General features: G+C 75.1%; 25 protein-coding genes. 7 read left to right on the top strand and 18 right to left on the bottom strand.

What is annotated here, in order from left to right:
• Window positions 1-6 precede the first annotated feature (6 nt).
• The 5 genes from K0V08_RS09995 to ubiE all read right to left on the bottom strand — a co-directional run bounded on the left by K0V08_RS09995 (window position 7) and on the right by ubiE (window position 4,745).
• Window positions 7-495, bottom strand: a complete 489-nt coding sequence (locus K0V08_RS09995; RefSeq protein WP_079534021.1) for a MarR family winged helix-turn-helix transcriptional regulator — start codon at window positions 493-495, stop codon at window positions 7-9.
• A 124-nt stretch (window positions 496-619) separates the two neighbouring features.
• On the bottom strand, window positions 620-1,303 hold the full coding sequence (locus K0V08_RS10000) for a prepilin peptidase (RefSeq protein ID WP_079534019.1): 684 nt from the start codon (window positions 1,301-1,303) through the stop codon (window positions 620-622).
• Between the two features lie 137 nt (window positions 1,304-1,440).
• On the bottom strand, window positions 1,441-2,811 hold the full coding sequence (locus K0V08_RS10005; RefSeq protein ID WP_012039494.1) for an FAD-dependent oxidoreductase: 1,371 nt from the start codon (window positions 2,809-2,811) through the stop codon (window positions 1,441-1,443).
• 90 nt (window positions 2,812-2,901) lie between these two features.
• Window positions 2,902-3,975, bottom strand: a complete 1,074-nt coding sequence (locus K0V08_RS10010) for a polyprenyl synthetase family protein (protein ID WP_079534017.1) — start codon at window positions 3,973-3,975, stop codon at window positions 2,902-2,904.
• Between the two features lie 35 nt (window positions 3,976-4,010).
• Window positions 4,011-4,745, bottom strand: coding sequence for a bifunctional demethylmenaquinone methyltransferase/2-methoxy-6-polyprenyl-1,4-benzoquinol methylase UbiE (gene ubiE, locus K0V08_RS10015; protein ID WP_012039496.1), 735 nt, complete (start codon window positions 4,743-4,745; stop codon window positions 4,011-4,013).
• Window positions 4,746-4,905: 160 nt separating this feature from the next.
• On the opposite strand from ubiE, the gene K0V08_RS10020 reads away from it, so the two are divergent.
• Window positions 4,906-6,180 carry an isochorismate synthase gene (locus K0V08_RS10020; RefSeq protein WP_079534015.1) on the top strand — a complete coding sequence of 425 codons (1,275 nt, stop codon included), beginning with the start codon at window positions 4,906-4,908 and terminating at the stop codon, window positions 6,178-6,180.
• Here the strand turns inward: K0V08_RS10020 and K0V08_RS10025 are convergent.
• The 4 genes from K0V08_RS10025 to K0V08_RS10040 all read right to left on the bottom strand — a co-directional run bounded on the left by K0V08_RS10025 (window position 6,177) and on the right by K0V08_RS10040 (window position 10,361).
• Window positions 6,177-7,490, bottom strand: coding sequence for an MFS transporter (locus K0V08_RS10025; protein WP_079534013.1), 1,314 nt, complete (start codon window positions 7,488-7,490; stop codon window positions 6,177-6,179). The two genes, K0V08_RS10020 and K0V08_RS10025, sit on opposite strands and share 4 nt — an antisense overlap.
• The gene (locus K0V08_RS10030) at window positions 7,487-8,032 is read right to left on the bottom strand and encodes an ArsR/SmtB family transcription factor (protein ID WP_012039499.1); all 546 of its coding nucleotides are present in this window, start codon (window positions 8,030-8,032) and stop codon (window positions 7,487-7,489) included. Before K0V08_RS10030 ends, K0V08_RS10025 begins: the two co-directional genes overlap by 4 nt.
• 115 nt (window positions 8,033-8,147) lie before the next feature.
• Window positions 8,148-9,848, bottom strand: coding sequence for a 2-succinyl-5-enolpyruvyl-6-hydroxy-3-cyclohexene-1-carboxylic-acid synthase (menD, locus tag K0V08_RS10035; protein WP_169716130.1), 1,701 nt, complete (start codon window positions 9,846-9,848; stop codon window positions 8,148-8,150).
• A 90-nt stretch (window positions 9,849-9,938) separates the two neighbouring features.
• Complete coding sequence (locus tag K0V08_RS10040; protein WP_012039501.1) at window positions 9,939-10,361, bottom strand: PLD nuclease N-terminal domain-containing protein; 423 nt, start codon at window positions 10,359-10,361, stop codon at window positions 9,939-9,941.
• A gap of 139 nt (window positions 10,362-10,500) precedes the next feature.
• On the opposite strand from K0V08_RS10040, the gene K0V08_RS10045 reads away from it, so the two are divergent.
• Window positions 10,501-10,881, top strand: a complete 381-nt coding sequence (locus K0V08_RS10045) for a DUF4229 domain-containing protein (protein ID WP_012039502.1) — start codon at window positions 10,501-10,503, stop codon at window positions 10,879-10,881.
• A 10-nt stretch (window positions 10,882-10,891) separates the two neighbouring features.
• On the opposite strand, the gene K0V08_RS10050 is transcribed toward K0V08_RS10045, so the two are convergent.
• The 5 genes from K0V08_RS10050 to K0V08_RS10070 all read right to left on the bottom strand — a co-directional run bounded on the left by K0V08_RS10050 (window position 10,892) and on the right by K0V08_RS10070 (window position 16,079).
• Complete coding sequence (locus tag K0V08_RS10050) at window positions 10,892-11,269, bottom strand: hypothetical protein (protein ID WP_079534009.1); 378 nt, start codon at window positions 11,267-11,269, stop codon at window positions 10,892-10,894.
• 5 nt (window positions 11,270-11,274) lie between these two features.
• On the bottom strand, window positions 11,275-12,258 hold the full coding sequence (locus tag K0V08_RS10055; protein WP_086503610.1) for a 1,4-dihydroxy-2-naphthoate polyprenyltransferase: 984 nt from the start codon (window positions 12,256-12,258) through the stop codon (window positions 11,275-11,277).
• A 56-nt stretch (window positions 12,259-12,314) separates the two neighbouring features.
• Window positions 12,315-13,058: a histidine phosphatase family protein gene (locus K0V08_RS10060; RefSeq protein ID WP_406567219.1), complete on the bottom strand. Its 744-nt coding sequence runs from the start codon at window positions 13,056-13,058 to the stop codon at window positions 12,315-12,317.
• A 107-nt stretch (window positions 13,059-13,165) separates the two neighbouring features.
• On the bottom strand, window positions 13,166-14,074 hold the full coding sequence (locus tag K0V08_RS10065; protein WP_012039506.1) for a serine hydrolase: 909 nt from the start codon (window positions 14,072-14,074) through the stop codon (window positions 13,166-13,168).
• A gap of 22 nt (window positions 14,075-14,096) precedes the next feature.
• Entirely contained in the window at window positions 14,097-16,079 is a 1,983-nt protein-coding gene (locus tag K0V08_RS10070; RefSeq protein WP_079534005.1) for a M13 family metallopeptidase, read from the bottom strand.
• 116 nt (window positions 16,080-16,195) lie between these two features.
• On the opposite strand from K0V08_RS10070, the gene K0V08_RS10075 reads away from it, so the two are divergent.
• From K0V08_RS10075 to K0V08_RS10090, 4 genes are all read left to right on the top strand, one after another.
• The gene (locus K0V08_RS10075) at window positions 16,196-16,393 is read left to right on the top strand and encodes a helix-turn-helix transcriptional regulator (RefSeq protein ID WP_015491381.1); all 198 of its coding nucleotides are present in this window, start codon (window positions 16,196-16,198) and stop codon (window positions 16,391-16,393) included.
• Entirely contained in the window at window positions 16,377-16,778 is a 402-nt protein-coding gene (locus tag K0V08_RS10080) for a hypothetical protein (RefSeq protein WP_079534004.1), read from the top strand. The genes K0V08_RS10075 and K0V08_RS10080 overlap by 17 nt, the downstream gene beginning before the upstream one ends.
• A 105-nt stretch (window positions 16,779-16,883) precedes the next feature.
• Window positions 16,884-18,167 (top strand): uracil-xanthine permease family protein, encoded by a 1,284-nt coding sequence (locus K0V08_RS10085; protein WP_079534002.1) that lies wholly within the window; start codon window positions 16,884-16,886, stop codon window positions 18,165-18,167.
• A 185-nt stretch (window positions 18,168-18,352) separates the two neighbouring features.
• Window positions 18,353-19,732 carry a glycosyltransferase family 87 protein gene (locus K0V08_RS10090; RefSeq protein WP_079534000.1) on the top strand — a complete coding sequence of 460 codons (1,380 nt, stop codon included), beginning with the start codon at window positions 18,353-18,355 and terminating at the stop codon, window positions 19,730-19,732.
• Here K0V08_RS10090 and atzF read toward each other — a convergent pair.
• Genes atzF through K0V08_RS10105 form a run of 3 tightly spaced genes read right to left on the bottom strand, consistent with a single transcriptional unit; the run spans window position 19,711 to window position 23,605 of the window.
• Complete coding sequence (gene atzF, locus K0V08_RS10095; protein ID WP_079533998.1) at window positions 19,711-21,504, bottom strand: allophanate hydrolase; 1,794 nt, start codon at window positions 21,502-21,504, stop codon at window positions 19,711-19,713. The genes K0V08_RS10090 and atzF overlap by 22 nt on opposite strands.
• Window positions 21,501-22,232, bottom strand: a complete 732-nt coding sequence (gene biuH / locus K0V08_RS10100) for a biuret amidohydrolase (RefSeq protein ID WP_079533996.1) — start codon at window positions 22,230-22,232, stop codon at window positions 21,501-21,503. Before biuH ends, atzF begins: the two co-directional genes overlap by 4 nt.
• Window positions 22,229-23,605, bottom strand: a complete 1,377-nt coding sequence (locus tag K0V08_RS10105; protein ID WP_079533994.1) for a purine-cytosine permease family protein — start codon at window positions 23,603-23,605, stop codon at window positions 22,229-22,231. The genes biuH and K0V08_RS10105 overlap by 4 nt, the downstream gene beginning before the upstream one ends.
• Before the next feature lie 148 nt (window positions 23,606-23,753).
• Between K0V08_RS10105 and K0V08_RS10110 the strand changes: the two genes are divergently transcribed.
• Entirely contained in the window at window positions 23,754-24,440 is a 687-nt protein-coding gene (locus tag K0V08_RS10110) for a GntR family transcriptional regulator (protein ID WP_079533992.1), read from the top strand.
• A 20-nt stretch (window positions 24,441-24,460) separates the two neighbouring features.
• On the opposite strand, the gene K0V08_RS10115 is transcribed toward K0V08_RS10110, so the two are convergent.
• Complete coding sequence (locus tag K0V08_RS10115; protein WP_079533990.1) at window positions 24,461-25,159, bottom strand: HAD family hydrolase; 699 nt, start codon at window positions 25,157-25,159, stop codon at window positions 24,461-24,463.
• Window positions 25,160-25,162: the final 3 nt, after the last annotated feature.

A 25,162-nucleotide genomic window follows, 5' to 3' on the forward strand; every position in this document is an offset into this window, starting at 1 on the left:
GGCGGGTCAGTCGCGGTCGGCGGCGGATGCGTCGGGGTCGTCGTGCACCTGCTCCTGCTCCTGCGCGGTGGCGCGGTCGAGCACGTCCTGCAGCAGGTCGCGGAGCGCGGAGTCGCCCGCGTCCTCGCCGGCGATGTCGCGCCGGACCTGGTCGCCCACGCGCCAGATGACGGGCAGCATCTCGCGCCCGGCGTTCGTGAGGCCGACGGACAGACGACGCTCGTCCGTCATGTCGCGGAACCGGGTGACGTACCCGAAGACCTCCAGGCGCTTGAGCAGCGGCGAGAGCGTGCCCGGGGTGAGATGCAGCTTCTCCGCGAGGTCGACGACGGCCTGCGGCTCCTCCTCGTCGAGGGCCAGCAGCACGAGGTACTGCGGATGCGTGAGGTTGAGCGGCTGCAGCAGCGGCCGGTAGAGCGAGACCACCGCGCGCGAGGCCGCGGCGAGGAGCACGCCGGTCTCGTCCTGCAGCAGTGTGAGCGATCTCTGTGCCATCTTCTTTTCCTCTGGCTCGTCAGTACGTCGATGCCGGGGTCTTGGACACTTCCTCCACCGTACGCCTGCGGACGCGCGAGGGCCTCGGCGCACAGGCAACCATCGGCCGGGGTCGTCCGCACGCTCACGCGAGCGTACTGGGAGCGGCCGCCACGAGGAGCGCGCCCAGCACGAGCCACGGGCCGAACGGGACGGCCGTCGACGCCCGAGCGCGGCCGGCGACGAGCAGGACGGTCGCCGCGACGCCGCCGAGGAGCGTGCCCGCGGCGAGGCCCAGCGCGACCTGCGCGGGCCCGGCCTGCCCGAGCGCCAGCCCGATGACGCCCGCGAGCTTCACGTCGCCCGTGCCGAGGCCGCCGCCGGTGGCCTCCTGGAGGAGCGCGAGGACGAGGACGGCGCCCGCGCCGCACGCCGCGGCCTGGAGCAGGAGGCCGGATCCGCCCGCGACCAGAGCGAGGGACGCGGCGGCGACGGCCGCGGGTGCGGTGGCGCGGTCGGGCAGGCGGTGCGCGGCGAGGTCCGCGAGCACGAGCACCGTGCCCACGATCACGAGGAGGAGCGCCACGGGGATCCGCGCGGGCGGCGTCTCGGCGACCACCAGGGCCGCGAGCGCGCCCGTGACCGGCGCGGCGACCAGCGCGGCCGTGCGGCCGAGGCCGGGGAGCGGATCCAGCGGGCGTGCGTCGAGTCCGTCGGGGCGCCGGCCTCCCGCGAGGGCGACGCGGGCGAGCGCCGGGGACCAGGCGCCGACGGCGGCACCGGCGAGCCCGGCCGCGACGGAGAGGGCGGGCGCGACGGCGGGGATCACGCGGCGACCCTAGGGGGTGCGGGCCGACGTCCGAGCGCGGGCGCGAGCGGCTGGGGACGGACGACGGACGGGCGCCCGCGGGAGGACCGCGGGCGCCCGTCGGCGTCGATCAGGGGGTGCGGGTCAGCGCGCCCGGATCACACGGACTGCCGCGGCCGCGACGCCTCGAGCATCTCGTCGCGCTCGACCACCTTGATGCGGGCGCGGCCGTGCGGCTGCCCCAGGGCGATCTCGTGCTCGTCGAGGGCGTGCCAGCCGGCGAGGTCGGTGTGCTCGATGCCGCGCTCGGTGAGCAGGTCGACGATCGCCTGCTCCTCGGGCGCCTCGGGGGTCCACCAGTCGCCCTGGTCGTTGAGCACGTGCGAGATGGTCTCCATGGCGTCGGACTTGGTGTGCCCGATGAGGCCGATGGGCCCGCGCTTGATCCAGCCCGTGGCGTAGACACCGGGGATGCGGTTGTTGTCCTCGTCGAGGACCTGGCCCTCGTGGTTCGGGATGACGCCGCGGCGCTCGTCGAACGGGATCCCGTCGACCGGCGAGCCGAAGTACCCGACCGCGCGGTAGATGGCCTGCACGGGCACGTCGCGGAACTCGCCCGTGCCCTCGACGCCGCCGAGGCCGTCGGGACGCGTGCGCTCGATGCGCAGGGCCGCGACGCGGGGCTCGGCCTCGTCGGACGCGAGCACCTCCGCGGGGCGCGAGTAGAAGTGCAGGTGCAGGCGTCGGGACGCGGATCCGGTCTCGCGCGTGCGCCACTTCTCGAGCACGCGGCTGATGACCATGACCTGCTTGTTGGTCTTCGCGGCCTCCTCGGCGGCGGGATCCACGCCGAAGTCCTCGTCGTAGACGATCACGTCGACGTCGGGCACCTCGCCCAGCTCGCGGAGCTCCAGCGGCGTGAACTTGACCTGCGCGGGACCGCGGCGGCCGAAGACGTGCACGTCGGTGACGGGCGAGTGCTTGAGGCCCGTGTAGACGTTGTCCGGGATCTCGGTGGGCAGCAGGTCGTCAGCGTGCTTGGCGAGCATGCGCGCCACGTCGAGCGCCACGTTGCCGTTGCCGATGACGGCGACCTCGCGGGCGTCGAGCGGCCAATCGCGCGGGAAGTCCGGGTGTCCGTCGAACCAGTTGACGAAGTCGGCCGCGCCGTAGGAGCCCGGCAGGTCGATGCCGGGGATGTCGAGCTCGGCGTCGCGGATCGCGCCCGTGGAGAAGATGACCGCGTTGTAGTGCCTCTGGAGGTCCTCCAGCGTGATGTCGCGGCCGTAGTCGACGTTGCCGAAGATGCGGATGTCGCCGCGGTCGAGCACGTCGCGCAGCGCGCCGATGATGCCCTTGATGCGCGGGTGGTCGGGCGCGACGCCGTAGCGGACCAGGCCGTACGGCGCGGGGAGGCGCTCGAAGAGGTCGATGGAGACGTCGAACTGCTTCTCGGCCTTCAGGATGATGTCGGCCGCGTAGATGCCCGCGGGCCCTGCGCCCACGATGGCCAGCCTGAGCTTGGTCACTGGTTCTCCGGTTCGTCGTCGTCCCCGTGCCGGCCGTGCGGGGGCGTGGTGGTGCGGATCCCCGCGAGAGCCGGCGGGGACGAGCGGCAGCTAGCGCGTGCGCTCGACGATGGTGTCGGCGAAGCGCGTGAGCGCCTTCTTGACCGGGCCCTCCGGGAGGGGCGCGAGCGCGTCGACCGCCTCGGCGGCCCAGCGGTGCGCCTCCGCGATGGTGCGGGCCGTGACCTCGTGGTCGCGCAGCTCGGCGATGGCTGCCGTGAGGTCGGCCTCGGACTCGGGCGTCTCCTCGTGCGCGACGTCGCGTTGGATCCGGGCGAGCAGCGACGCCGCGGCGGCGTCCGACTCCGCGAGCCGGCGCAGGTAGAGGAGGGGGAGGGTGGCGACTCCGGCGCGGAGGTCGGTGCCGGCGAGCTTGCCGGTCTCCTCGGGCTGGTCGGCGAGGTCGAGGACGTCGTCCACGAGCTGGAAGGCCACGCCCGTGCGCTCGCCGAAGGCCAGGACGGCCGACTCGAGCTCGGGATCCGCGCCGGAGTAGATGACGCCCATCTGCGCGGCGCACGCGATGAGGGAGCCGGTCTTGTCGGCGAGGACGTCGAGGTAGTGCTCGATGGGGTCCTGGTCATCGCGCGGGCCGATGGTCTCGTGCAGCTGGCCGAGCACGAGGCGCTCGAAGGTCGCGGCCTGCAGCCGGATGGCGCGCGGGCCGAGGTCGGCGACGATCTTGCTGGCGCGCGCGAAGAGGAGGTCGCCCGCGAGGATCGCGACGGAGTTGCCCCATACGGCCTGCGCGCTCGGGACGCCGCGGCGCATGTCCGCCTCGTCCATGACGTCGTCGTGGTACAGCGACGCGAGGTGCGTGATCTCGATGGCTACCGCCGCGTCCACCACCTGCTGCGTGTTGCCCTCGCCGAGCTGGGCGATGAGGAGCGCGAGCATCGGGCGCACGCGCTTGCCGCCCGCGTCGAGCAGGTAGCGCGTGGTGACGTCGGCCACGTCGTCCGCGAACCGGACCTCGCGGAGCAGCTGCTCCTCGACGAGCGCGAGCCCGTCGTCGATGCTGCGCGCCATGCGGCGGTCGTCCGAGGACGAGAAGAGGCGCTCGGTGAGGCTGGCGTGGGAGGCGACGGAGGCGCCGCGGCGGGCGAGCGGGATGCTCGGACTCATGATCGGCGTCCTTGTCTGTGGGGGTTCACGCGCGGTCAGGACGCGGCGGGACGGGGAGCGGCGTGACGGCCGGCCGGCTTGACGCCGCGGTGCAGCGCCACGATCCCCGCAGTGAGGTTACGGTGCTCGACTGACGCGAATCCAGCCTCGCGGAGCCACGAGGCCAGCGTCTCCTGGTCGGGCCAGGCCTGGATCGACTCGTTGAGGTACTCGTACGCGCTGGCGTTGGAGCTCACGAGCTTCACGAGCGACGGCGCGACGGCCTTCATGTAGAGGTCGTAGCCGCGGCGGACCAGGGGAACGGGAGGAGTGCTGAACTCGCAGATGACGATGCGGCCGCCGGGCTTCAGCACGCGGAGCAGCTCGTCGAGGCCCTTCCGCGGCTCGACCACGTTGCGGAGGCCGAAGGAGATCGTGACGGCGTCGAAGGAGTCGTCGTCGAAGGGGAGGTCGGTGGCGTCGGCGTGCACGAACTCGACCCGGTCGTTGCCGGCGAGCCGGCGACGGCCGACCTCGAGCATGCCCTCGGAGAAGTCGGCGGCGACCACGTGGGCGCCGGACGCGGCGAGCGCGGCGCTCGACGTTCCGGTGCCTGCAGCCAGGTCGAGGATCCGCTCCCCCGCGACCGGGGCGACGGCGCGCGTGGTGGCGACACGCCACAGCTGGTCGTTCCCTACCGACAGGAGGGTGTTCGTGCGGTCGTAGGCGCTCGAGACCTCGTCGAACATGGCCGACACCTGGCCGGGCTTCTTGCTGAGGTCTGCTCGCATCACGCGGTCAGTCTATTCGGGCGCGCTGGGCACGCGGTGGGCGGCGGCCGGATGCCCAGGGGCCCATCAGAGGACGGGGGCGGCGGGCGCAGGCGGGGCCGGGACCAGGGGTCGGCGGGCGCCCGGGGAGGCCCGGATCCCCGGCGGTAGGCTGGCATCCGTGACCGCATCCCGCGTCCGAGCGCTCCTCGTCGACACCACCCCCGTCGACTCCATCGCCCGGCTCGTCCCCCTCCTCGACGCCCGGCACCCGCTCCTGTGGCTCCGGCACGGATCCGGGATGGGCGGCATCGGCGAGGCCATCCGACTCGAGTTCCGCGGGCCCGACCGTGTTCGCGACGCCGCCGCCGCGTGGCGCGAGGTGGCCGCGGCGGCGACCGTGACGGATCCGCTCGGGATCCCCGGCACGGGTCTCATCGCGTTCGGCGCCTTCGCCTTCGCCGACGACTCGGAGGCCGCGAGCGTGCTCGTCGTGCCCCGCCTCGTGGTCGGCCGACGGGACGGGGTGTCGTGGGTCACGCGGATCCGGCTCGCCGACCAGGAGGACGGCGACGTCGCCTCCCCGCTCGACGCCCTGGCCGCGGGATCCATCCCCGTGCCCGAGCGCTCCGGCGCCGAGTACCGCCTGCACCTGCGCCCCGGATCCATGGGTCCCGACGACTACGAGACGGCCGTCGCGCGCGCCGTCGCCGCGATCGCGGCGGGCGACGTGGAGAAGGTCGTGCTCGCGCGCGACCTCGTCGGCCGCCTCCCCCTCGGCGGTGACCTCCGGCTCGCCCTCAGCCGCTTCGCGCTCGGCTACCCCGACTGCTGGACCTACGCGGTCGACGGCCTCATCGGCGCGAGCCCCGAGACGCTCGTGCGCGTCGGCGGCGGCACGGTCGGCGCGCGCGTGCTCGCCGGCACCGTCTCGCGCGGCACGGACGCGCGCGCCGACGCCGCCGCGGCCGCCGGCCTCGCCGCATCCCGCAAGGACAACGAGGAGCACGCGTTCGCGCGCGACAGCGTGCTCGACGCGCTCCACCCGCACAGCCGCGACCTCTCCACCACCGACGCGCCCTTCACGCTCAAGCTGCCGAACCTGTGGCACCTGGCGAGCGACGTCACGGGCACGCTCGGCGACGGATCCTCGTCGCTCGACCTCGTGGGCGCGCTGCACCCGACGGCCGCCGTCGCCGGGCACCCGACGGCCGCCGCGCTGTCGCTCATCGCCGAGCTCGAGCCCGCCGACCGCGGCCGCTACGCCGGGCCGGTCGGCTGGGTCTCGGCCGACGGCGACGGCGAGTGGGCCATCGCGCTGCGGGGCGCCCAGGTGGATCCGTCGGGTGCCATCGTCGCGCACGCGGGCGCCGGCATCGTCGCGGGATCCGACCCCGAGCGCGAGCGCGCCGAGACGGCCATGAAGTTCCGGCCGGTCGTGGAGGCGCTGGGCTAGGACGCGGTCCCGGTGGCTGGCGCCTCCGCTCGCTCCGCCGTCGCGCGTCGCCGTAGCAGCGCCGGCGCCGCGATCCCGGCCACGACGAGCGCCGCGACCGCGCCGACCCCGATGCCGGCCAGCGGGCCCGCCGCGTCCACCACCGCGCCGACCGCGGCCGCCGCGAGCGCGACCCCGGTGTTGACGGCCGTGTTGACCCACGCCGACGCCTCGGTGCGCACCGACGGCTCCGTCTGCGCGTCGGCGAGGAGGTAGCCCGTGACCATCGCGGGCGCGAGGAACAGGCCGACGGGGACGAGCGCGGCGGCGAGCAGGACGAGGGCGAGAGCGTCCGGGGCGGCGGGGACGCGGGCCGCGACCGCGGCGAGCACGGCCGTCGCCGCGAGCATCGCCGCGACGAGGACGACGAGGCGGATCCGCGCCGGCGCCCGCCACGCGCACGTCCCGTACGCGAGGCCGCCGACCGCGCTGCCCGCGGCGAACGCGGCGAGCAGCGGACCCGCGAGCGCCGTGCTGCCCGCGCGCTCGGCCAGCGCCGCGACGGCGACCTCGACGGATCCGAGCACCGCGCCGACCCCGAGCAGCGTCACGAGCAGGGGGATCACGAGCGGCTGGCGGAGCGGATCCGCGGACCGGCGACGCGCGCGCCCGTCTGCCGTCGGCCGGCCCTCCGGTGGGGCCGGCCGCGCGCCCTGCGCCCGGGACAGGCGCGACGACGTCATGCCCAGGGTGCCGGTGACGCTCGCGGCGGCCGACGCGAGCACGGCGACCTCGGGATCCGCGACCGCGACGAGCGCCGCCACGACGAGCGGGCCGACGGTGAAGACGACCTCCTCCCCCACGGCGTCGAGGCTGTAGGCGCGCGTCCGCATCCGCGCGTCGGGCACGAGCGCGGCCCAGACGACGCGCATGGCGGCGCCGAGCGGCGGCATCGCGAGGCCGGCGAGCGCGGCCGTCACGACGACGACCCCGACGGGCGCGCCGATGCGGACCACCGCGAGGACCCCGACGAGCCCGAGCGCGTGGGCGACCGCGAGCGCCACCAGCACGGGCCGCTGGCCGTGCGCGTCCACGAGCCGTGCCCGGACGGGCGACGCGAGGACGTTGGCGAGGCCGAACGCGCCGGTCGCGAGGCCGGCGGCGGCGAAGGAGCCGGTGCGCGCCTGGACGAGCAGCAGCAGCGCGAGGGCGACCATCGCGAAGGAGAGCCGGCCGAGCATCGCCGGGAGGAAGACGCGGAGCGCGCCGGGGAGCGCCAGGACGGCGAGGTATCCGGTGCGGGCGGGCGGCGGCGTGCGGGCGGCGGTCATGCGGGCGCCTGGCCCGCGGTCGTGCCCGGGGCCATCGCGAACAGCGCGAGCGTCGCGCTCACCGCGACGTCGTCGTCGCCCGGGCGGCGGGCGGAGTCGTCGTGGAGCACGGTGCCGAGCTCGCGGGCCAGCTCCTGCACGCGGATCCACGTGCCGGTCGAGACCGTGAGCTCGGCGTCCGTGATCACCGGCCGAGTGCCCTCCGCGTGCAGCGCGGCGCGACGGGTCAGCTCGGCCGTGAGCGCGGCGGCCAGGGTCGGCATGGCGCCCCCGGTCAGGGCGTCGAGCCGCTCGCCGCTCGCGGGCACGTGCCGGTAGCGCCTGGCCGCTCCCCCGCGGATCCGCTCGACGCCCGCCTCCTCGAGCAGCCCGGCCTCGCGCAGGCGGCGCAGGTGGTAGCTCACGTTCGCCTGCGTCTCGCCCAGCTCGCGCGCGGCCTCGGACGCGCTCACGGGCGACCGCGTGCAGAGCGAGAGGAGGCGCAGGCGCAGGGGGTGGGCGATGACGCGGAGGTCGCGGAGGTCGGTCTCGTCGGCGGGCATGCGGCCATCCGACCACGGCGCGGTCCCGACTGTCAAAGACTTCTTTGGCGGTTGCATGGGTTCGATCCGCGGATTCGACCCGAGCCCCGGCCGGGCACCGGACCGGGCGGAGGCGCTACCGGACCAGCGGCACCTCGATGAGCAGCGGCGCCCCGGACGCGGTCGTGAGCGCCGCCTCCAGCTCGCCGTGGGTCGCGGCGCGCAGGTGCGTCCAGCCGTAGGCCTTCGCGAGGCTCGCGAGATCCACCCGCTGCGGCGTGAACATGACGCGGTCGATGGCGGCGGGCGCGGCCGTGTTCGCCACCTCGAGGCCGTCGAAGATCGTGCCGCCGCCGTCGTTGCCGACGATGACCTGGATCCGCGGCACCCGTTCGCCCGTGCCGATGAGCAGCGAGCCGACGTCGTGCAGGAGCGTGAGGTCGCCGACGAGCACGCGCGTGATCCCGGCGGCCGCGCTGCCGGATCCGGCCTGGGAGGCGAGCGCGATGCCGAGGCCCGTGGAGATCGTGCCGTCGATGCCGGCGAGACCGCGGTTGGCGTGCACGCGGACCCGCTTGCCGGGGAGCGCCCGGTCGGCCTCGCGGATGAGCCGCGACGCCCCGAGCACGAGCCGGTCGTGCGGCCACGTGGCCTGCCAGAGCGCGCGCACGAGGTGGCGGCGGGTGACGTCGGCGCGCACGGCGGCGAGCTCGGCGCGCGCGAAGTCGCGGCGCTCGGCGGGCGTGGTGCCCGAGGGCAGGAGCGGCGCGGACTCCGCGGCGCTCGCCTCGTCGAGGATCGCGCGGCTCGCCTGCACCCACGTGCCGGTCCAGCGGCGGGCCTCGGCCGGATCCGCGGGCTCGCCGACCACGCGCACGGCGGCCGGGTGGGCGGTGACGCGGTGGCGCGGGTCGTAGTCCTCGCCGCCGGTGGATCCGACGACGATCGCCTCGACGTCCTCGCGACCCACGAGCAGCGGGACCTCTCGGGTGAGCGTGGGGTGGCCGAACACGATGACGCGCTCGACGCGGTCGCCGAAGCCGGGGCGTGCGAGCAGCTCGCGGAAGGAGACGACGAGGTTCGGGCCGAAGTGGGAACCGCTCGAGATCTCGGCGGCGAGCGGCCAGCCGCCGGCGCGCGCGAGCTCCTCTGCGGCCTCGCCCGCGGCGTGGCCGGCGACGACGAGGGTGCGCGGGCCGTGCGGGAGGTCGAGGACGTCGGCGGCGGTCGGCCCGGCGGGCGCAGGCGCGGCGGCGGCCTCGGCATCTGCGGCGGCATGCGCCTCCGCGACGGCCTCCGCGAGATCCGGCACCGCGACGGACAGCGGATCCCGGAACGCCACGTTCACGTGCACGGGCGTCCGCTCGTCGCGGGCCCGACGGTACGCGTCGCGCGCGAGACGCGCGTCGCGCGCGAGACGCGCGTCGCGCGACAGGTCCTCGTCGGTCTCCTCGGGCGCCGGGACGTCGACGACGACCACCCGGTCGCCGAACATGCCCGGCTGGCGGGTGGTCTGGTTGCTCGCGATGCCGCGGAGCTCCGCCGGGCGGTCACCCGTGAGCAGCAGCATCGGGACGCCCGAGTGCCAGCCCTCGAGCACGGCGGGGTGCAGGTTCGCGACGGCCGTGCCGGAGGTCGTGATGACGGGTGCCGGCCGGCCGGACTCGACGCCGAGGCCGAGCGCGAGGAACCCGGCCGCCCGCTCGTCGATGCGCACGTGCAGGCGCACGCCGTCGACGCGCTCCAGCTCCGCCGCGACGAGCGCGAGGGCCTGGGAGCGGGATCCGGGGCAGAGCACGATGTCGGTGACGCCCTCGCCGACGAGGGCCAGGAGCATCGCGAGCGCGCGATCCGTGGAGGGGTTGCCCGTGCGGGGCGAGGTGGAGGACGGCAGGGAGGCGCGGGACTCGGTCGAGGTCACCGGCGGTCAGGCGTCCCGGCGGCCAGGCGCCCGGTCGTCGTCGTCGCGGTTCGGCCGGGTCGGGCCGCTCGTGGGGCCCGGCTCCTGCGGGTCGTCCGGACCCGTGCCGTCGCTGTCGAGGTCGGCGAGCTCCTGCTCGAGGCGGCGGATCCGCTCCTCCTCCGATCGCGTGCGGCCGAGGCCGGAGAGGAAGTCGGGGTCGTCGTCGGGGCCGAGGCGCCGGCCGGATGCACGGGCGAGGTCGGTGCGGTCCTTGCCGATGACGAGCCACAGGATGCCGCCGATGACGGGCACCAGGACGACCACCGCGATCCACGCGGGCTTGGGGAGGCCGCGCATGCGGGTCCGCGGCGTCAGGGAGGTGTCCACGATGACGAAGACCGTGAAGAACACGATCACGACGGCGAGACCGATCAACAGGCGGGGCATCTCCCGATGGTAGCTCCGCAACCGGGGAGGACGCCGGGCGTCCAGCGAGCGGGAAGGGGGCGGCGGCCGGACCCCGGCTGGACGGCGGCGGCCTGTGCAGGGGAGGGGCCCGCCCAGGCGACCGACCTATGCTGACCCGGTGAGTTCCCGTCGCTACTGGCTCGTCTACACCGTCGTCCGCATCCTCCTGTTCGCCGTCCCGTTCGGGCTGGTGGTCGCCGTGAGCCCGGACTTCTGGCCGCTCGCCGCGGTCATCGGCGCCGTGGTGTCGTTCTGCGGGTCGTACATCTTCCTGCGCAAGCAGCGCGAGGCCATGGCGGCGGATCTCGCGGCGATCGCGGCCGGCCGCAAGGCGCCTGTCGAGGACGATGACTCCGAGGACGCGGCGGTGGACGCCGCCGAGCGCCGGGCCCGGGCTGCCGGTGCGCCCGGGATGGCGGGCGAGACCGCGCCGGGTGCCGGATCCGCGTCGACGGCCGCCGCGACGCCGCGCACCGATGGCGAGGCCGAGCGCAGCTGAGCCGCGCGCGTCAGCCCGGGTCCGCGGATCCGTCGCCCTCGATCGGCACGTAGGCGACCCACCGGCCGCCCGTCGTCGGAGCCGTCTCGCGCACCGCGGGCGGGGTCGTGCGCGTCGACGGCGTGAGGCGCCCGCCGTCGAGCACGAGGTACCGCTCCCCCGGTCGCGCCTCGGCCACCGCCCGGGAGACGTGCGCAGCGAGCGCGGCGCCCGCACGCTCGGGATCCGCCGCCCGGCGCTCCGCCCACCACACCTCGAGCACCGCGTCGACCACGAGCACCGTCCGTCGACGCGCGCCCGCACGCTCGCGGATCGCGAGGAGCCGCGGGTCGTCGGTCGCCCACGTCTCGTGGTCGGCCGCGAGCGCGCGGACGAGCGCGGGATCCACCGGGCTCAGAACGCGAACGCCGCCCCGAGGCCCAGGCCGAACGTGAGCGCGGCCATGCTCGTGAGCTGGAGCGACAGGATCAGCTCCTTCGGGGTGCGGCCCGTGCACGCGATGATCGCGGCCGGCAGCGCGAGCACGAGCGTGAACAGCACGAGCAGCGCCTTCGGGTAGAAGAGGAAGAAGAACACCACGGCCCCGTAGGCGATCGCGATCTCGACGCAGTAGACGATCCGCGAGCCGCGCGGGCCGAGCCGCACCGCGAGGGTGCGCTTGCCGACCTTGCCGTCCTGCTCGATGTCGCGGATGTTGTTGACCATGAGCACCGCGCACGCGAATCCGCCCGCCGCGACGCCGCCCAGCCAGCCCTCGCCCGTGATCATGCCGATGAGGATGAACTGCGTGCCCGCGGTCGCGACCAGCCCGAAGAAGACGAAGACCACCACGTCGCCGAGTCCCGCGTAGCCGTAGGGGCGCTTGCCGCCGGTGTAGAAGTAGGCCGCGACGATGGCGACGGCTCCGACCGCGAGCAGCCACCAGTGGCCGGTGATGAGCACGATGGCGAGGCCCGCGACTGCGGCGAGGCCGAAGAAGGCGAGCGCGACGGTGAGCACGGTGCGGGGCTTCGCGGCGCCGGATCCGGTGAGGCGGGCCGGGCCGACGCGCACGTCGTCGGTGCCGCGGACGCCGTCGGAGTAGTCGTTGGCGTAGTTCACGCCGATCTGGAGCAGCACCGCGACGGCGAGGCAGAGGAGCGCGAGGCCGAGGGAGACGCCCTCGTCGGGGCCGAGCGCGCGAGCGGCTCCCGCGCCGATCGCGACGGGGGCGACGGCGAGCGGGAGGGTGCGGATGCGGGCGCCGGAGATCCAGTCGCGCGCGGTGGCCTTCCGCACCTCGGCCGGGTTGCCGGAGCGCGCCTTCGCGGGCGATCCCGGGCGGGTGCGGGCTGCGGACGAGGGGGCCTGCCGGGTGCGCTTCTTCTTCTGTGCCACGAGGGGCGATCCTACGCGCCGGGCCGTGTCAGGACGGCGCCCCGGCGACGGCGCCGCTACCGGCTGCCGCCCACGGGCGACGGCGCCCAGCCGTCCGCCGGGCAGTTCCAGCGCATGATCGCGTGGCGGCCGTGCTCGAAGCCGAGCTCGCTGAGCGTCGAGGTGGAGAGGGTGAGGATCCCGCCGGCCTCCGCGGGCAGGCCGACCCACGCGACGGCGAGGGCGCGGATCACGTGCGCGTGGGCGACGAGGAGCACGTCCTGGCCCGACTCGAGCACGGGCAGCACGCGCTCGAGCACCTGGAGCACGCGGTCGCGGACCTGCTGGGACGTCTCGCCGGGGGTGTCGCCCGCGGGCACGCCGTCGGTCCAGAGGTCCCAGTGGCCGCGCTCGGACTGGATGTCGGCGGTGGTGCGGCCCTCGTACGCGCCGTAGTCGAACTCGACGAGCCGGTCGTCGACCTCGGCCTGGTCGCCGTAGCCGATGAGCTCGGCGGTGCGCTGGGCGCGCGAGCGGGGGCTCGCGAGTACGAGGCCGAACCCGGTGCCCGCGAGCACGCCGCCGACCGCGCGGGCCTGCTCCTCGCCGGTCGCGGTGAGGGGGATGTCGGTCGTGCCGGTGTGGCGCCCGTTGACGCTCCACTCGGTCTGCCCGTGGCGCACCATGACGATGCGGCCGCGGACCTTCTCCTGCCACTCCGGGGTGCCGGGGATCTCGGCGCGCGCGATGGCCGCGTCCACCTCCGCGTACATCGGCGCCACGTCGTCGCGGGCGAGGCGCTTGGCGGTGGCGGGGTTCATGCCGGTCATCGTGGGGGTCTCCTCCGTCGCCCGGGAGGGGTGGCGGGCGACATCCGACTCTACGCCCGGGGGGATCCACGACCGGTGGGCGGCCGGATCCGCGCGGCTCAGTGCACGTGCTCCAGCAGGTCGAGCCCGACCACGCCCAGGGCGTCGCGCACGGCGAGGCGGGCGCGGAGGTCGGCGTCGTCGAAGTGGACCATGACGGCGTAGGCGACCGCGCCGCGCGGCCCGCGGAGCACGCCCGCCTCGGCCCGCACGCCCGCGTCGACGCCCGTGCAGTCGACGAGCGCCATGCCGTGCTCGCCGCCGCGGCCCACGGGCGCGTCGAGCCCGAAGGACGCGGCGACCATCGAGCGGTCGGTGTTGAGCGCGAGCCAGCCGACCACGCGCGTGCTCGTCTCCTCGTCGACGACCTCGCCGTGCACGAGCGAGGCGAAGAGCGACGCGAGCTCGCGCGCGGATCCCACGGAGAGCTGCGGGGCGTCGTCCGGCCCGCGGGTGCCGCGCGCCACGTCGAGGAGCGCCGTGCGACGGAGGCCGAGCGACTCGGCGCGCGTGCGGACGGCGTCGAGGCCGACGAGCCCGAGGAGCGCGTTGGTGGCGGCCGCGTCGCCCGTCGCGCCGACGAGGGACGCGAGGTCGGTGACGGGCAGCGACGGCACCACGAGGTGGCGCCAGAGGCCCGCGGTGCCGCCCTCGTCGTCCAGCCGGCGATCCACGAGGTGCAGCGGCGAGAGGTCGCCCGACGTCATGCGCGCGGAGAGCTCGACGAGGAGGAGCACGCGGCCGAGGCCGGCCGCGGGCAGCGCGACGTGGTCGTCGACCGCGAGCACGACGTCGCCCGAGTCGAGGTCGGTCGCGCGGGCCGCGACCCGCATCCCATCGAGGGCGAGGCCGCCGAGCGCGCGGAACGCGGAGCGGAAGCCGTCGGTCGGCTCCTGCCCCGCGTGGCGCGCGGGACCGCCCCCGGCGTGCCGGGAGCGGCGTCGCGGATCCTCGCCGGTCGCGCTCATCGCCCGCTCATCGCCGGGCGCGTCACCAGATGGTGACGCGGGCCTCCTCGTCGAGCCAGAGGCCGTCGCCCGGCTGCACGCCGAACGTGTCGTAGAACGCGTCGATGTTGCGGACGATCTGGTTGCAGCGGAACTCGTTCGGCGCGTGCGGGTCGATGGCGAGCAGCCGCATCACCTCGGCGTCGCGGCCCTTCTGCTGCCAGGCCTGCGCCCAGGAGAGGAAGAAGCGCTCGGCGCCCGTGAGGCCGTCGATGACCGGCGGCTCGGCGCCCTCGAGCGAGAGGAGGTACGCCTTCCACGCGATGGAGAGGCCGCCGAGGTCGCCGATGTTCTCGCCGATGGTGAGCGCGCCGTTGACGTGCGGGGCGTCGTCGGCCGTCAGCTGCGCCGGCACGAGGGCGTCGTACTGCTGGATGAGCGACGCCGTCCGGTCCTCGAACGCCGCGCGGTCGGCCGGGGTCCACCAGTCGGTGAGGCGGCCGTCGCCGTCGTAGCGCGAGCCCTGGTCGTCGAAGCCGTGGCCGATCTCGTGGCCGATGACCGCGCCGATCGCGCCGTAGTTCGCGGCCGGGTCGCGCGCCTCGTCGAAGAACGGGAACTGCAGGATCGCGGCCGGGAACACGATCTCGTTGAAGCCCGGGTTGTAGTACGCGTTGATGGTCTGCGGAGTCATGAACCACTCGTCGCGATCGAGCGGGGCGCCGATCTTCGCGAGCTCGCGATGCGTCTCGAAGCGGGCGGTCGCGCGCACGTTGCCCACGAGGTCCGTCGGGTCGATCTCGAGCGCCGAGTAGTCGCGCCACGTGTCGGGGAAGCCGATCTTCGGCGTGAACTTCTCGAGCTTCTCGAGCGCCCTCCCGCGGGTCTCCGCCGTCATCCACTCGAGGCCGGAGATGGACCGCCGGTACGCCTCGACGAGGTGCCCGACGAGCACGTCCATCTCGGCCTTGGCGGTGGGGCTGAAATGTCGCTCGACGTAGATGCGGCCGATGGCCTCGCCCATGGATCCCTCGACCAGCGAGACGCCGCGCTTCCACCGCACGCGCTGCTCGGGCGCGCCCGTGAGCGTGCGGCCGTAGAAGTCGAAGGACGCCTCCGAGAAGGCCTTCGGCAGCAGCGCCGCGTTCGAGCGGATGACCTGCCAGCTGAGCCAGTCGCGGAGCGCCGGGATCTCGGCGTCGGTCAGCAGCGCGCCGAGGCCCTCGGCGAAGCTCGGCTCGCGCAGCACGACCTCGTCGAGCGCGGCGGCGGGCGCCTCGATGGCGTCGCGCCAGACGTCGAGGTCGGCGCCGGCGGCCTTCGCCACGAGCGCGCGGAGCTCGGCCCACGTGACGAGGTTGTAGGTGGCCTGGCTGTCGCGGGTGCGGACGTTGTCCCAGTGGGCGGCGGCGATGCGGGTCTCGAGGTCGAGGATCCGGTCGGCGCGGGCGGACGCGTCGTCGAGGCCGGCGAGGTCGAGCATGCGCTCGACGAAGGCGCGGTACGCGTCGCGGATCGCGGCGTGGCCCTCCTCGCGGTAGTAGCTCTCGTCGGGCAGGCCGATGCCGCCCTGCTCGATCTGCACGACGTAGCGCTCGGGGTCGCCCGGGTCGTTGTCGACGAAGAGGCCGAGCAGGCCGGGGACGTTCGTCTGCTCGAGCGTGCCGAGCGTGCGGAGGAAGGACGGCACGTCGGTGACGGCGGCCGCCGCGTCGAGGTGGTCGCGGATCGGGTCGACACCGAGGCGCTCGACGCGCTCGACGTCCATGAAGCTCGTGAAGAGGTCGCCGGTCTTGCGCTCCTCGGTGCCGGGCGCGGCGTCGACGGCCTCCTCGATGATCACGCGCACGGCGTCCTCGGCCGCCTCGGCGAGCTGGTGGAACGAGCCCCAGCGCGCCTTGTCGTCGGGGATCTCGGTGCGGTCGAGCCAGCGCCCGTTCACGTGGAGGTAGAGGTCGTCCTGCGGGCGCACCCCCTCGTCCAGCTCGTCGGTGCGGATCCCGGTCGGAGGTGTCTCGGCGCTCATGGGCACGAGCCTAGGGGCGTCGGCCGCGTGCGGCCCGGGAGCGACCGGCGGGGATCCGTCGACCGCGATGACAAGCGCGCTTGACACCTCGGGAGTGTCAAGCTAGCTTGTCACCCATGCGCAGCGAGGTCAGGGGGCTCCGGACGGCGGCCGGGCTCTCCCAGCAGTCCCTCGCCGACGCGCTCGGCGTCTCCCGCCAGACGATCAACGCCATCGAGACGGGCCGCTACGACCCGTCGCTCGCGCTCGCCGTGAAGGCGGCCCGCTTCTTCCACCGATCCGTCGAGGAGGTCTTCCATGTCGAAGACGACTGAACGCCGCGGGGTCTCCCGCGTGAACGCGATCATCACCGGGGTGCTGCTGCTCGGCGCCCTCGTCGCCGTGATCGCGGGCAACCTCTACAACGCCATCACGCTCGCGGTCATGGCCGTCATCCTGCTGGGCAGCGCGCTCCACGCGGCCCGGCCCACGGCGTCCGACGTCACGCGCATCAACGGGCTCGAGTACCGCGACGAGCGCGACGGGCTCCTGGCGCAGAAGGGCTTCGCCGCCGTTGGCGTCGCGGCGCTCGTGATGACCGTCGGCACGTTCTTCGTGACGACGCTGATGGGCCAGGTCCACTGGTACGTCCTGGCGCAGATGCTCGTGCTCGCCGGGGTCTGGGCCGTCGCGAACTGGCTGGCGGCCCGCCGGGGCTGACGCGAGACGCGCGGGATCCGCCCCCGGAAACGCCACCGCAACACGGCGTCGGTACGCTCGCCGATCGGGGCGTCTCCCCACACACCCGCGCGAGAGCAGGCGATCATGGCCCGACAGATCTGGACCCTCCACGGCGACGGACGGACGGTGGAGACCTCCGCGGTCGTCGGCCCCGGCGAGCGCCTCACCTGGCCGCGCACCATCGGGCTGGGGCTGCAGCACGTCGTCGCGATGTTCGGCGCGACCTTCCTCGTGCCCGCGCTCACGGGCTTCCCGCCCACGACCACGCTGTTCTTCTCCGGGATCGGCACGATCCTCTTCCTCCTCATCACGAAGAACCGGCTGCCCAGCTACCTCGGGTCGTCCTTCGCGTTCATCGCGCCGATCACCGCGGCGAACGCGGCCACGGCGGCGGGCGGCGGCGGGATCGGGGCCGCGCTCGCGGGCATCGTGGCCGTCGGCGTGATGCTCGCGACCGTCGGCGGCATCGTGCAGCTCACCGGCACCGGCTGGATCGACGCGCTGCTGCCGCCCGTCGTCGCCGGCGCGATCGTGGCGCTCATCGGCTTCAACCTGGCGTCGGCCGCGCGCGACAACTTCGTGCTGGCGCCCGTGACGGCGACCATCACGCTCGCCGCCGTGATCCTCTCGACGGTGCTGTTCCGCGGGATCCTCGGCCGGCTCTCCATCGTGCTCGGCGTGGTCGTCGGGTACGTCGTCGCGGCGATCCGCCAGGAGATCGACTACTCCAAGATCGAGGCCGCCGCGTGGATCGGCCTGCCCGAGTTCCACGCGCCCGAGATCACGCCGCAGTTCTGGGCGCTGCTGCCCGCGTTCCTGCCCGTGGTGCTCGTGCTCGTCGCCGAGAACGTGGGCCACATCCGCGGCGTCGCGCAGATGACCGACGGGAGCGTGAACGAGCTGACCGGCCGCGCGCTGCTGGCCGACGGCCTCGCGACCGTGCTCGCGGGCCTCGGCGGCGGATCCGGCACCACGACCTACGGCGAGAACATCGGCGTGATGGCCGCGACGCGCGTCTACTCGACCGCCGCCTACTGGGTGGCCGGCGCGTTCGCCGTGCTGCTCGGGCTCTCGCCCAAGGTCGGCGCCGTGATCAACACGATCCCCGCCGGCGTGCTCGGCGGCGTGACGACCGCGCTGTACGGCCTCATCGGGATCATCGGCGTGAAGATCTGGCTCGACAACGAGGTGGACTTCGCCAAGCCCGTCAACCAGCTCACGGCGGCGACCGCGCTCATCGTCGCGATCGCGCCCTTCACGTTCACCCTCGGCACCGTCTCGTTCAACGGCATCGCGCTCGGCACCGTCGCGGCGATCGTCGTCTACCACGTGATGAGCACGGTCGCGCGGCTGCGCGGGACCGCCTGACCGCGCGGCGGCCCTCCGCTCACGGCGGGCCGCCGACCGCGTGTCCTAGCATCGCGGGTGCGCCGCCCGCCGGCCGGGCGTCCGCGAGCCGGGCTCCGGCCGCCGCGGGCCGCGTCCCCGTCCGTCCCGACCGCAGGAGAACCACCCGACATGCACCCGCCTGCGCGCCGAGAGGGCGCCGCCCGGTGACCGCGGACGCGTCACTCGCCGCGCACGCCGTCCGCCCGCCGGCCCGCGGGATCATGTCGCGGCCGTGGCTGGCCTTCGCGCTCTGCCACCTCTGGCTCATCACGCTCAACCTGATCGGCCCCACCTCCGCCCTCGGCGACGTGACGGGCATCTACCGCATCTGGATGCAGGAGGGGATGACGGGCCGCGGCTGGGTGGGCGTCGACCTGCCGTGGGTGTACCCGATCCTCGCGGCCGTGCCCATGCTCATCTCGCTCCTCGGCGGCGCGGTCTTCTTCGGCACGGTGTGGCTCGCGCTGATCACGCTGCTCGACGCCGCCGCGTTCGCGCTGCTCCTCCGCATCCGCCGCGGGCGGGGCCTCGCGCCCGCCGCCTGGTGGCTCGGCTTCCTCGTGGCGCTCGGGCCGATCTCGCTCGGCCGGATCGATGCGGTCACCGTGCCCCTCGCCCTCGCCGGCCTCGTCGTGCTCGCGACCCGTCCCGCCCTCGCCTCCGCGCTCCTCACCGTGGGCGCCTGGGTCAAGGTGTGGCCGGCCGCGCTCCTGCTCACGGCCGTGATCGCCCGCCGCGGCCTCGCGCGCGGCACGGTCGTCGCCACCTCGCTCGGCACGACGGCCGTCGTCGTCGCCGGATCCCTCGCCCTCGGCAGCGGCGCGAACGTGCTGGGCTTCGTGGGCCAGCAGACGGGCCGCGGGCTGCAGGTCGAGTCGACCGCCGCGCTGTACCAGCTGTGGCGCATCGTCGGCGGCGACGAGCGTTACCGCGTGTACGACGACCTGGGCATCATCACGTTCCAGGTCGCGGGCCCCGGGGTCGACGCCGTCGCGGCCGCGCTCACGCCGATCATGGTCGGCGTCGTGCTCGTCGTGACGCTCCTCGGGATCCGCGCGCACCACCGCGGCGCGTCCCCCGCGGCGCTGATGGGGCCGCTCTCGCTGGCGCTCGTCGCCGCCCTCATCGTGACGAACAAGGTCGGATCGCCGCAGTACGTGTCGTGGTTCGCCGTGCCGATCATCGTGATGCTCGTGCACGACCGCCACGCGCCCGGCACGGCTCTCGTGGCGCGCCTCGGGCTGGTCGTGGCCGCGCTCACCCAGCTCGTCTACCCGTACGCGTACCTGCTGCTGCTCGAGGCCGTGCCGGTGATGGTCGGGGTGATCACGCTGCGCGACCTCGGCGAGATCGCGCTCCTGGGCGTGGCCGTGATGCAGCTCGTGCGACTGCGCGGCACGGCGGAGGACGGGCCCGCGCGGGTCCGGGCGGGACGCGCGGCGCGGGCGGCCGCGGCGGCCCCAGCCGCTGCAGCCCCGGCCGCCGCGCACGAGCTCAGCCCGTGGCGGTCGGCGCCGGCGGATCAGGAGCCCGGGACCGCCTGACCGCGGGACGCCAGGTACCGCATCCACCCGCCGTGCGCGCTGATGTCGGGCGCGCCGGCCGTGTCGGTGCAGAGGAACCCGACGGCCCACGTGCCGTCCTCGAGCTCCAGCGGGCCGAGGGCCATGGGCCGGACCATGCCGGCGAGGAACGCGGCGAGGCCGGCGCGGGTGAGGGTCCACGCCTCGCCCGCGAGCGGGACGCCGTCGCCGTCGGGCGCCGGCGCGACGCCGGGTCGCGCGGGCTCGCCCGGGAGGTGCGCCATGCGGTACGCCGCGCTCGTGCGCACGTCGCGGGAGAAGCGCGCGCCGAGGTCGCCGAGCTGGCGGTGCAGCGGCTGCCCGCCCAGGTGCGCGCCGAACACGACCACGTCGACCGCGTCGGTCGGCAGGAGCGCGGGCCGCGCGGGATCGCCTGTGATGCGGCCCGCGAGGTCGAGCACGACCTGGTCCGCGAAGGCGGGCGCGACGAGGCTGACGCCGAACGGGGATCCGTCCGCCTCCCCCGCGGGCACCGCGACGGCGCACAGGTCGAAGAGGTTCACGAAGTTCGTGTACGTGCCGAGGCGCGCGTTGACGGCGACCGGCTCGGCGGCGACCTCGGCGAGCGTCGGGTGCTCGGTGGTCGTCGGCAGCAACAGCGCGTCGATCCCGCGGCGTGCGTCGCCCGGGGCGTCGAACACCGCGCAGGCGGCGACGCGCAGGCGCTCGAGCAGCGCGCGGTCCTCCACCAGCCGGTGCGCGGGGATCCCGAGGGCCGCTCGCACGATGCCCGCGACCGTGGGATCCAGGTCCGGCGCGTCCGCGAGCACGGACGCCCCGGCCGCTTCGCAGCGCTCCGCCACGAGCGCGCCCTCGTAGAGGAGGAGCGCGGCGCGGAGGAAGGGACCGAGGTCGACCGTCTCGACGACGGCGCCCGAGTCGCGCATCCGCTCGACCGCGGCCGCGAACGCCGCCTGGGCGCCGGGCGAGAGGGGCGCGAGGTCGCGGTCGGCGGGAACGCCGATCACTGGCGCGCCGCGCGGCGCGAGGCGCGTGGTGGACGGCCAGTCGCGGCTGGCGGGATCCGCCGGGTCGGTCCCGACCATCACGGCGAGCGCGCGCTGCGCGGTCGCGAGGTCCGCGGCGAGCACGCTCACGGTGTCGTAGGAGCGGCAGGCGGGCACGACGCCCGTGGCGGGCACGAGGCCGAGCGTGGGCTTGATCCCGACGAGGCCGTGCAGGGCGGCGGGCACGCGGCCGGATCCCGCGGTGTCGGTGCCGAGCGCCACGTCGACGAGGCCGAGCGCGACGGCGACCGCCGAGCCCGAGCTGGATCCGCCCGAGATGCGGTCGGGCCGGGTCGCGTGCCGCACGGCGCCGTAGGGGCTGCGCGTGCCGACGAGACCGGTGGCGAACTGGTCGAGGTTGGTCTTGCCGAGCACGAGCACGCCGGCCTCCCGCAGGCGCGCGACGGCGAGCGCGTCGTCCTCGGGCGTCGTGGCGGCGGACGGGCACGCGGCCGTCGTGGGCATCCCGGCGACGTCGATGTTGTCCTTCACCGCGATGAGCCAGCCCGCTAGCGGCAGCGATCCCGCGGGCTGCCGGGCGATGCGGTCGTCGAGCTCGGCCGCACGTTCGCGTGCCTCGGCCAGGTCGAGCAGCGTGATCCACACCTCGGGCCGGTCGACCTCGGCGATGCGCGCGTATGCGGCCTCCACGCGGTCGACGACGGATGCGGATCCGACGGCCGGCAGCGGAGTCGTCGCGCCGGCCGCACCGATGTCGCCGCTCACGCGCGCACCTGCGCCCCGGCGAGGGCGGCGAGCACGTCGCCCGATGCGGCGACCGCGCCGAACACGCCGCCCTGCATCGTGACCATCCGCAGCGCCGCGTCGTGGTTCGCCGGATCCGTGGCGCCCGTGCAGTCGGACAGCACGAGGCACTCGTAGCCGCGGTCGTTCGCCTCGCGCATGGTCGTGGAGACGCACACGTCGGTGGTGATGCCCGTGAGGATCAGCCGGTCGATGCCGCGCGCCCGCAGCACGAGGTCGAGGTCGGTCGCGTAGAAGGCGCCCTTGCCGGGCTTGTCGATCACGGGCTCGCCCGGGAGCGGGGCCACCTCGGGGACGATCTCCCAGCCGGGTTCGCCGCGCACGAGGATCCGCCCGCACGGGCCGACGCTGCCGATCTCGGCGCCCGCGCGCTCCGACCGCCAGCGCTTGTTCGCGGGGAGGTCGGAGAGGTCGGGGCGGTGGCCCTCGCGGGTGTGGATCACGGTCATGCCGAGCGCGCGCACCCGCTCGAGCAGCCGCACGGTGGGCGCGAGGCCCGCGCGGGTGAGGGCGAGGTCGTAGCCCATGCGGTCGACATAGCCGCCGACGCCGCAGAAGTCGACCTGCCAGTCGATGCAGACCACGGCGGTGCGGGCGACGTCGACGGTGCCGTCGTAGGGCCAGGCGTAGGGATCCGCCGCGACGGACGTGGTGCCGGCGACGGTCGCGGGCGCGCCGACCGCGCTCACGAGCGGGCCTCCCCAGCGTCGACGGCCACGGCCAGCGGGGCGCGCACCCGCCCCGCGGTGTCCGCGACGACGAGGACGACCGCGCCGACGACCATCCCGACGACGGCCGTGGAGAGGAAGTCGGCGTACGCGTGGGCGACGAGCGCGACGACGGCGCCGACCGCCCAGCCCACGAAGGCGGGGGCACGCCAGGCACCGCGGGCGACGACGGATCCGGTCGCCGCGCGCCGCGGGGCGAGCAGCAGCTGGTCGACGATGAGCACGGCGCCGATGGGCGGCACGATCACGCCGAGCAGGTTCAGCCACACCTCGAAGTAGGTCCAGATGCCGGCGACCGCGAGGACGACGCCCACCGCGCCGAGCACCAGGGTGGTGCGGCGCATGCGCATGCCGGTGAGCTGGCTCCAGCCGACGGCGCCGTTGTAGAGGCAGTGGGCGCACACGGATCCGAGGTTCACGACCACGAAGAGCACGGCGAGCGGCACGAGGGCACCGCCCTGCGCGACGAGGATCCCGAGGAAGTCGCCGCCCGCGGTGCCCGGGTCGGTCGCGCCGCCCAGCGCGACGACGAGGCCGCCGACCACCAGCGCGATCGCGTTGCCGAACGGGAACGCCGCCAGGGTCGCGAGCACGGCCTGCCGGCCCGAGCGCGCCCAGCGCGTGAAGTCGGCGGTCATGGTGCCCGAGTCGGCGAAGAGCGCGACGACGAGGGTCACTGCCGCGCCGAAGCTGAGCGCACCGGCTCCCGCGGCGGGCGCGGTCTGCAGCTCCGCGGCGCCCGACCTGGTCGCGACGATGACGACGGCGACCGCGCCGAGCACGAGGTAGAGGGGAGCGGCGACCACGCCGATCCAGGAGAGGGCGCGGATGCCGAGCAGCGTGACCGCGACGAAGAGGAGGCCGGCCACGAGCGTGGTGCCCGTCTGGTCCCAGCCGAGGCTGCCGTGCAGGGTGGATCCGGTGAGCCCGGTCTGGAAGGCGAACCAGCCGATGACCACGGTGGCGAGGAAGCCCGCCGGCACGACGTACCCCTTCGCGCCGAACGTGCGCATCGCCATGAGCGCGAAGCTCTCGCCGCTGCGACCGGCCAGGTAGCTCAGCGCCCCGACGTAGACCATGAGGACGAGCGTGCCGACCGCGATCGCGCCCATGCCCGGCCAGAAGCCGAGCGAGTGCACGACCAGGCCGCCGAAGACGGCGCAGGTGAGGATCATCGGGAAGCCGAGCCACACGGCGGCGACCGATGCGGTGCGGCGGCGCGCGTGGGGCGGCACGGGCTCCGACTCGTACTCGGAGAACGCGGGGCGGTCGGCGGGATCCGGGGCGGCGGGGTCGGCGTGGCGCGCGACCGGCGGGGCAGCGGGGTGCGACATGGGAGCTCCTGGGAGTCGGGTGACGCCGGCGGGGGATCCGGCTGCGTCCTATAGGAACAGCCCGGCCGCACACGGGCGTTTCTGTCGTGTTTCCGGGATGTGAAACACGTCTGGGTGGCGGCCTGGCGGCGGATCCTATAATCAGGGAATGGCCTCCCCCGCCCTCGTCCCCGCCCGTCTCGGCGCCGCGGAGCGCGTGCGCGTCCTGCTCGAGGAGGAGATCCTCGGCGGCGTCATCGCCCCCGGATCCCGCGTGAAGGCCGATGAGGTCGCCCAACGGATGGGCACGAGCCACATCCCCGTGCGCGAGGCGCTGCGGGCGCTCGAGGCCGACGGCTGGGTCGTGCATCGCGCGCACGAGGGCATGTCGGTGCGGCCGCGCGTGCTGTCCGAGCTGGTGGACCTGTTCGAGGCGCGAGCGCTCGTGGAGCCGCGTGCCGTCGAGCTCGCCGCGGGGTGCCGCACGGCAGACGACCTCCGCGAGCTCGAGCGGGTGATCCGCCTGCAGGAGCGCGCCGCGGATCCGGCCGACCTCGCGCGCCTCAACTACGACTTCCACGTCGCGATCGCGGCCGCCGCGCACAACAGCACGCTGGCGCAGGTCGTCGAGTCGATGTCGAAGCGCGTGCGGTTCCACTACCTGCCCGCCGCGAGCGCCCGGCGCACCGACTCGCTCGCCGACCACCGTGAGCTGCTGGCGCTGGTCGAGCGGCGCGAGGGCGAGCGGGCGGCGGATCTCGCGCGCCGGCACGTCGAGGCCACCCGCGTCGACGCGTGCGCCGCCCTCGAGGACCTCCTGCGCGGGGAGGCCGACGCGGCCGAGGCCGCGGGCTAGGAGGCGTCGCCGGCTCGGGATCAGAGCCCGAGCAGCCGCTCCAGCGCCGGGTCCTCGAGGGAGTCGAGCACGAGGTCGGCGCCCGCGTGGCGCAGCTCGTCGGCCGAGTAGTGGCCGCTCGCGACGCCCACCGCGGTCGCGCCCGCGTCGTGCGCGGAGGTGATGTCGTTCGGGGTGTCGCCGACGACGAGCACCTCGTCGCGCGCGGGAGCAGCGCCGCGCAGGGTGCCGGCGGTCGCGATCGCGCGGCGGACCACGTCGACGCGGTCGGGTGCGTCGGATCCGTACGCGCCGAACACGAAGAACCGGCCGAGGCGGGCGGGCTCCATCTTGGTGCGGGCCGCGCCCTCCATCGCGCCGGAGACGACGCCGAGCACGACGCCCGCGCCGGCGAGCCGGTCGAGCAGCGCCTCCGCGCCGTCGAGCACGCGGTAGCCCTCGGAGACGCGGATGTCGTCGGCGAGGTGGCGGAGATAGGAGGCGTAGAGGCGGGCGAGCTCGGCGGGCTCGGGGTCGCGGCCCATCACGGCGCGGAACGTCGCGGCGCCGACCTGCGGATCCGTCTCCCCCGCCGACGAGTGCTCGCCGATGTCGGCCTCGACGTCGTGCAGGTCGCGGAACGCCATCGCCCAGCTGCGGGCGCCGGACCCGCCCGTGTGGATGAGGGTCTCGTCGATGTCGAAGAGGACGGCGGGCGGGGTGCGATCGGTGTCGGCCATCCC

Source organism: Clavibacter michiganensis, from assembly GCF_021216655.1.
Lineage (GTDB): Bacteria > Actinomycetota > Actinomycetes > Actinomycetales > Microbacteriaceae > Clavibacter > Clavibacter michiganensis.

Bases quoted from the DNA above. Each gene is read 5' to 3' on its own strand.
- K0V08_RS09995 (WP_079534021.1), bottom strand. From the start codon at position 495: ATGGCACAGAGATCGCTCACACTGCTGCAGGACGAGACCGGCGTGCTC.
- K0V08_RS10010 (WP_079534017.1), bottom strand. From the start codon at position 3,975: ATGAGTCCGAGCATCCCGCTCGCCCGCCGCGGCGCCTCCGTCGCCTCC.
- ubiE (WP_012039496.1), bottom strand. From the start codon at position 4,745: ATGCGAGCAGACCTCAGCAAGAAGCCCGGCCAGGTGTCGGCCATGTTC.
- K0V08_RS10025 (WP_079534013.1), bottom strand. From the start codon at position 7,490: ATGACCGCCGCCCGCACGCCGCCGCCCGCCCGCACCGGATACCTCGCC.
- K0V08_RS10030 (WP_012039499.1), bottom strand. From the start codon at position 8,032: ATGCCCGCCGACGAGACCGACCTCCGCGACCTCCGCGTCATCGCCCAC.
- menD (WP_169716130.1), bottom strand. From the start codon at position 9,848: ATGCTCCTGGCCCTCGTCGGCGAGGGCGTCACCGACATCGTGCTCTGC.
- K0V08_RS10040 (WP_012039501.1), bottom strand. From the start codon at position 10,361: ATGCCCCGCCTGTTGATCGGTCTCGCCGTCGTGATCGTGTTCTTCACG.
- K0V08_RS10060 (WP_406567219.1), bottom strand. From the start codon at position 13,058: ATGAACCCCGCCACCGCCAAGCGCCTCGCCCGCGACGACGTGGCGCCG.
- K0V08_RS10065 (WP_012039506.1), bottom strand. From the start codon at position 14,074: ATGAGCGCGACCGGCGAGGATCCGCGACGCCGCTCCCGGCACGCCGGG.
- K0V08_RS10070 (WP_079534005.1), bottom strand. From the start codon at position 16,079: ATGAGCGCCGAGACACCTCCGACCGGGATCCGCACCGACGAGCTGGAC.
- K0V08_RS10075 (WP_015491381.1), top strand. From the start codon at position 16,196: ATGCGCAGCGAGGTCAGGGGGCTCCGGACGGCGGCCGGGCTCTCCCAG.
- K0V08_RS10080 (WP_079534004.1), top strand. From the start codon at position 16,377: ATGTCGAAGACGACTGAACGCCGCGGGGTCTCCCGCGTGAACGCGATC.
- K0V08_RS10085 (WP_079534002.1), top strand. From the start codon at position 16,884: ATGGCCCGACAGATCTGGACCCTCCACGGCGACGGACGGACGGTGGAG.
- K0V08_RS10105 (WP_079533994.1), bottom strand. From the start codon at position 23,605: ATGTCGCACCCCGCTGCCCCGCCGGTCGCGCGCCACGCCGACCCCGCC.
- K0V08_RS10110 (WP_079533992.1), top strand. From the start codon at position 23,754: ATGGCCTCCCCCGCCCTCGTCCCCGCCCGTCTCGGCGCCGCGGAGCGC.
- K0V08_RS10115 (WP_079533990.1), bottom strand. From the start codon at position 25,159: ATGGCCGACACCGATCGCACCCCGCCCGCCGTCCTCTTCGACATCGAC.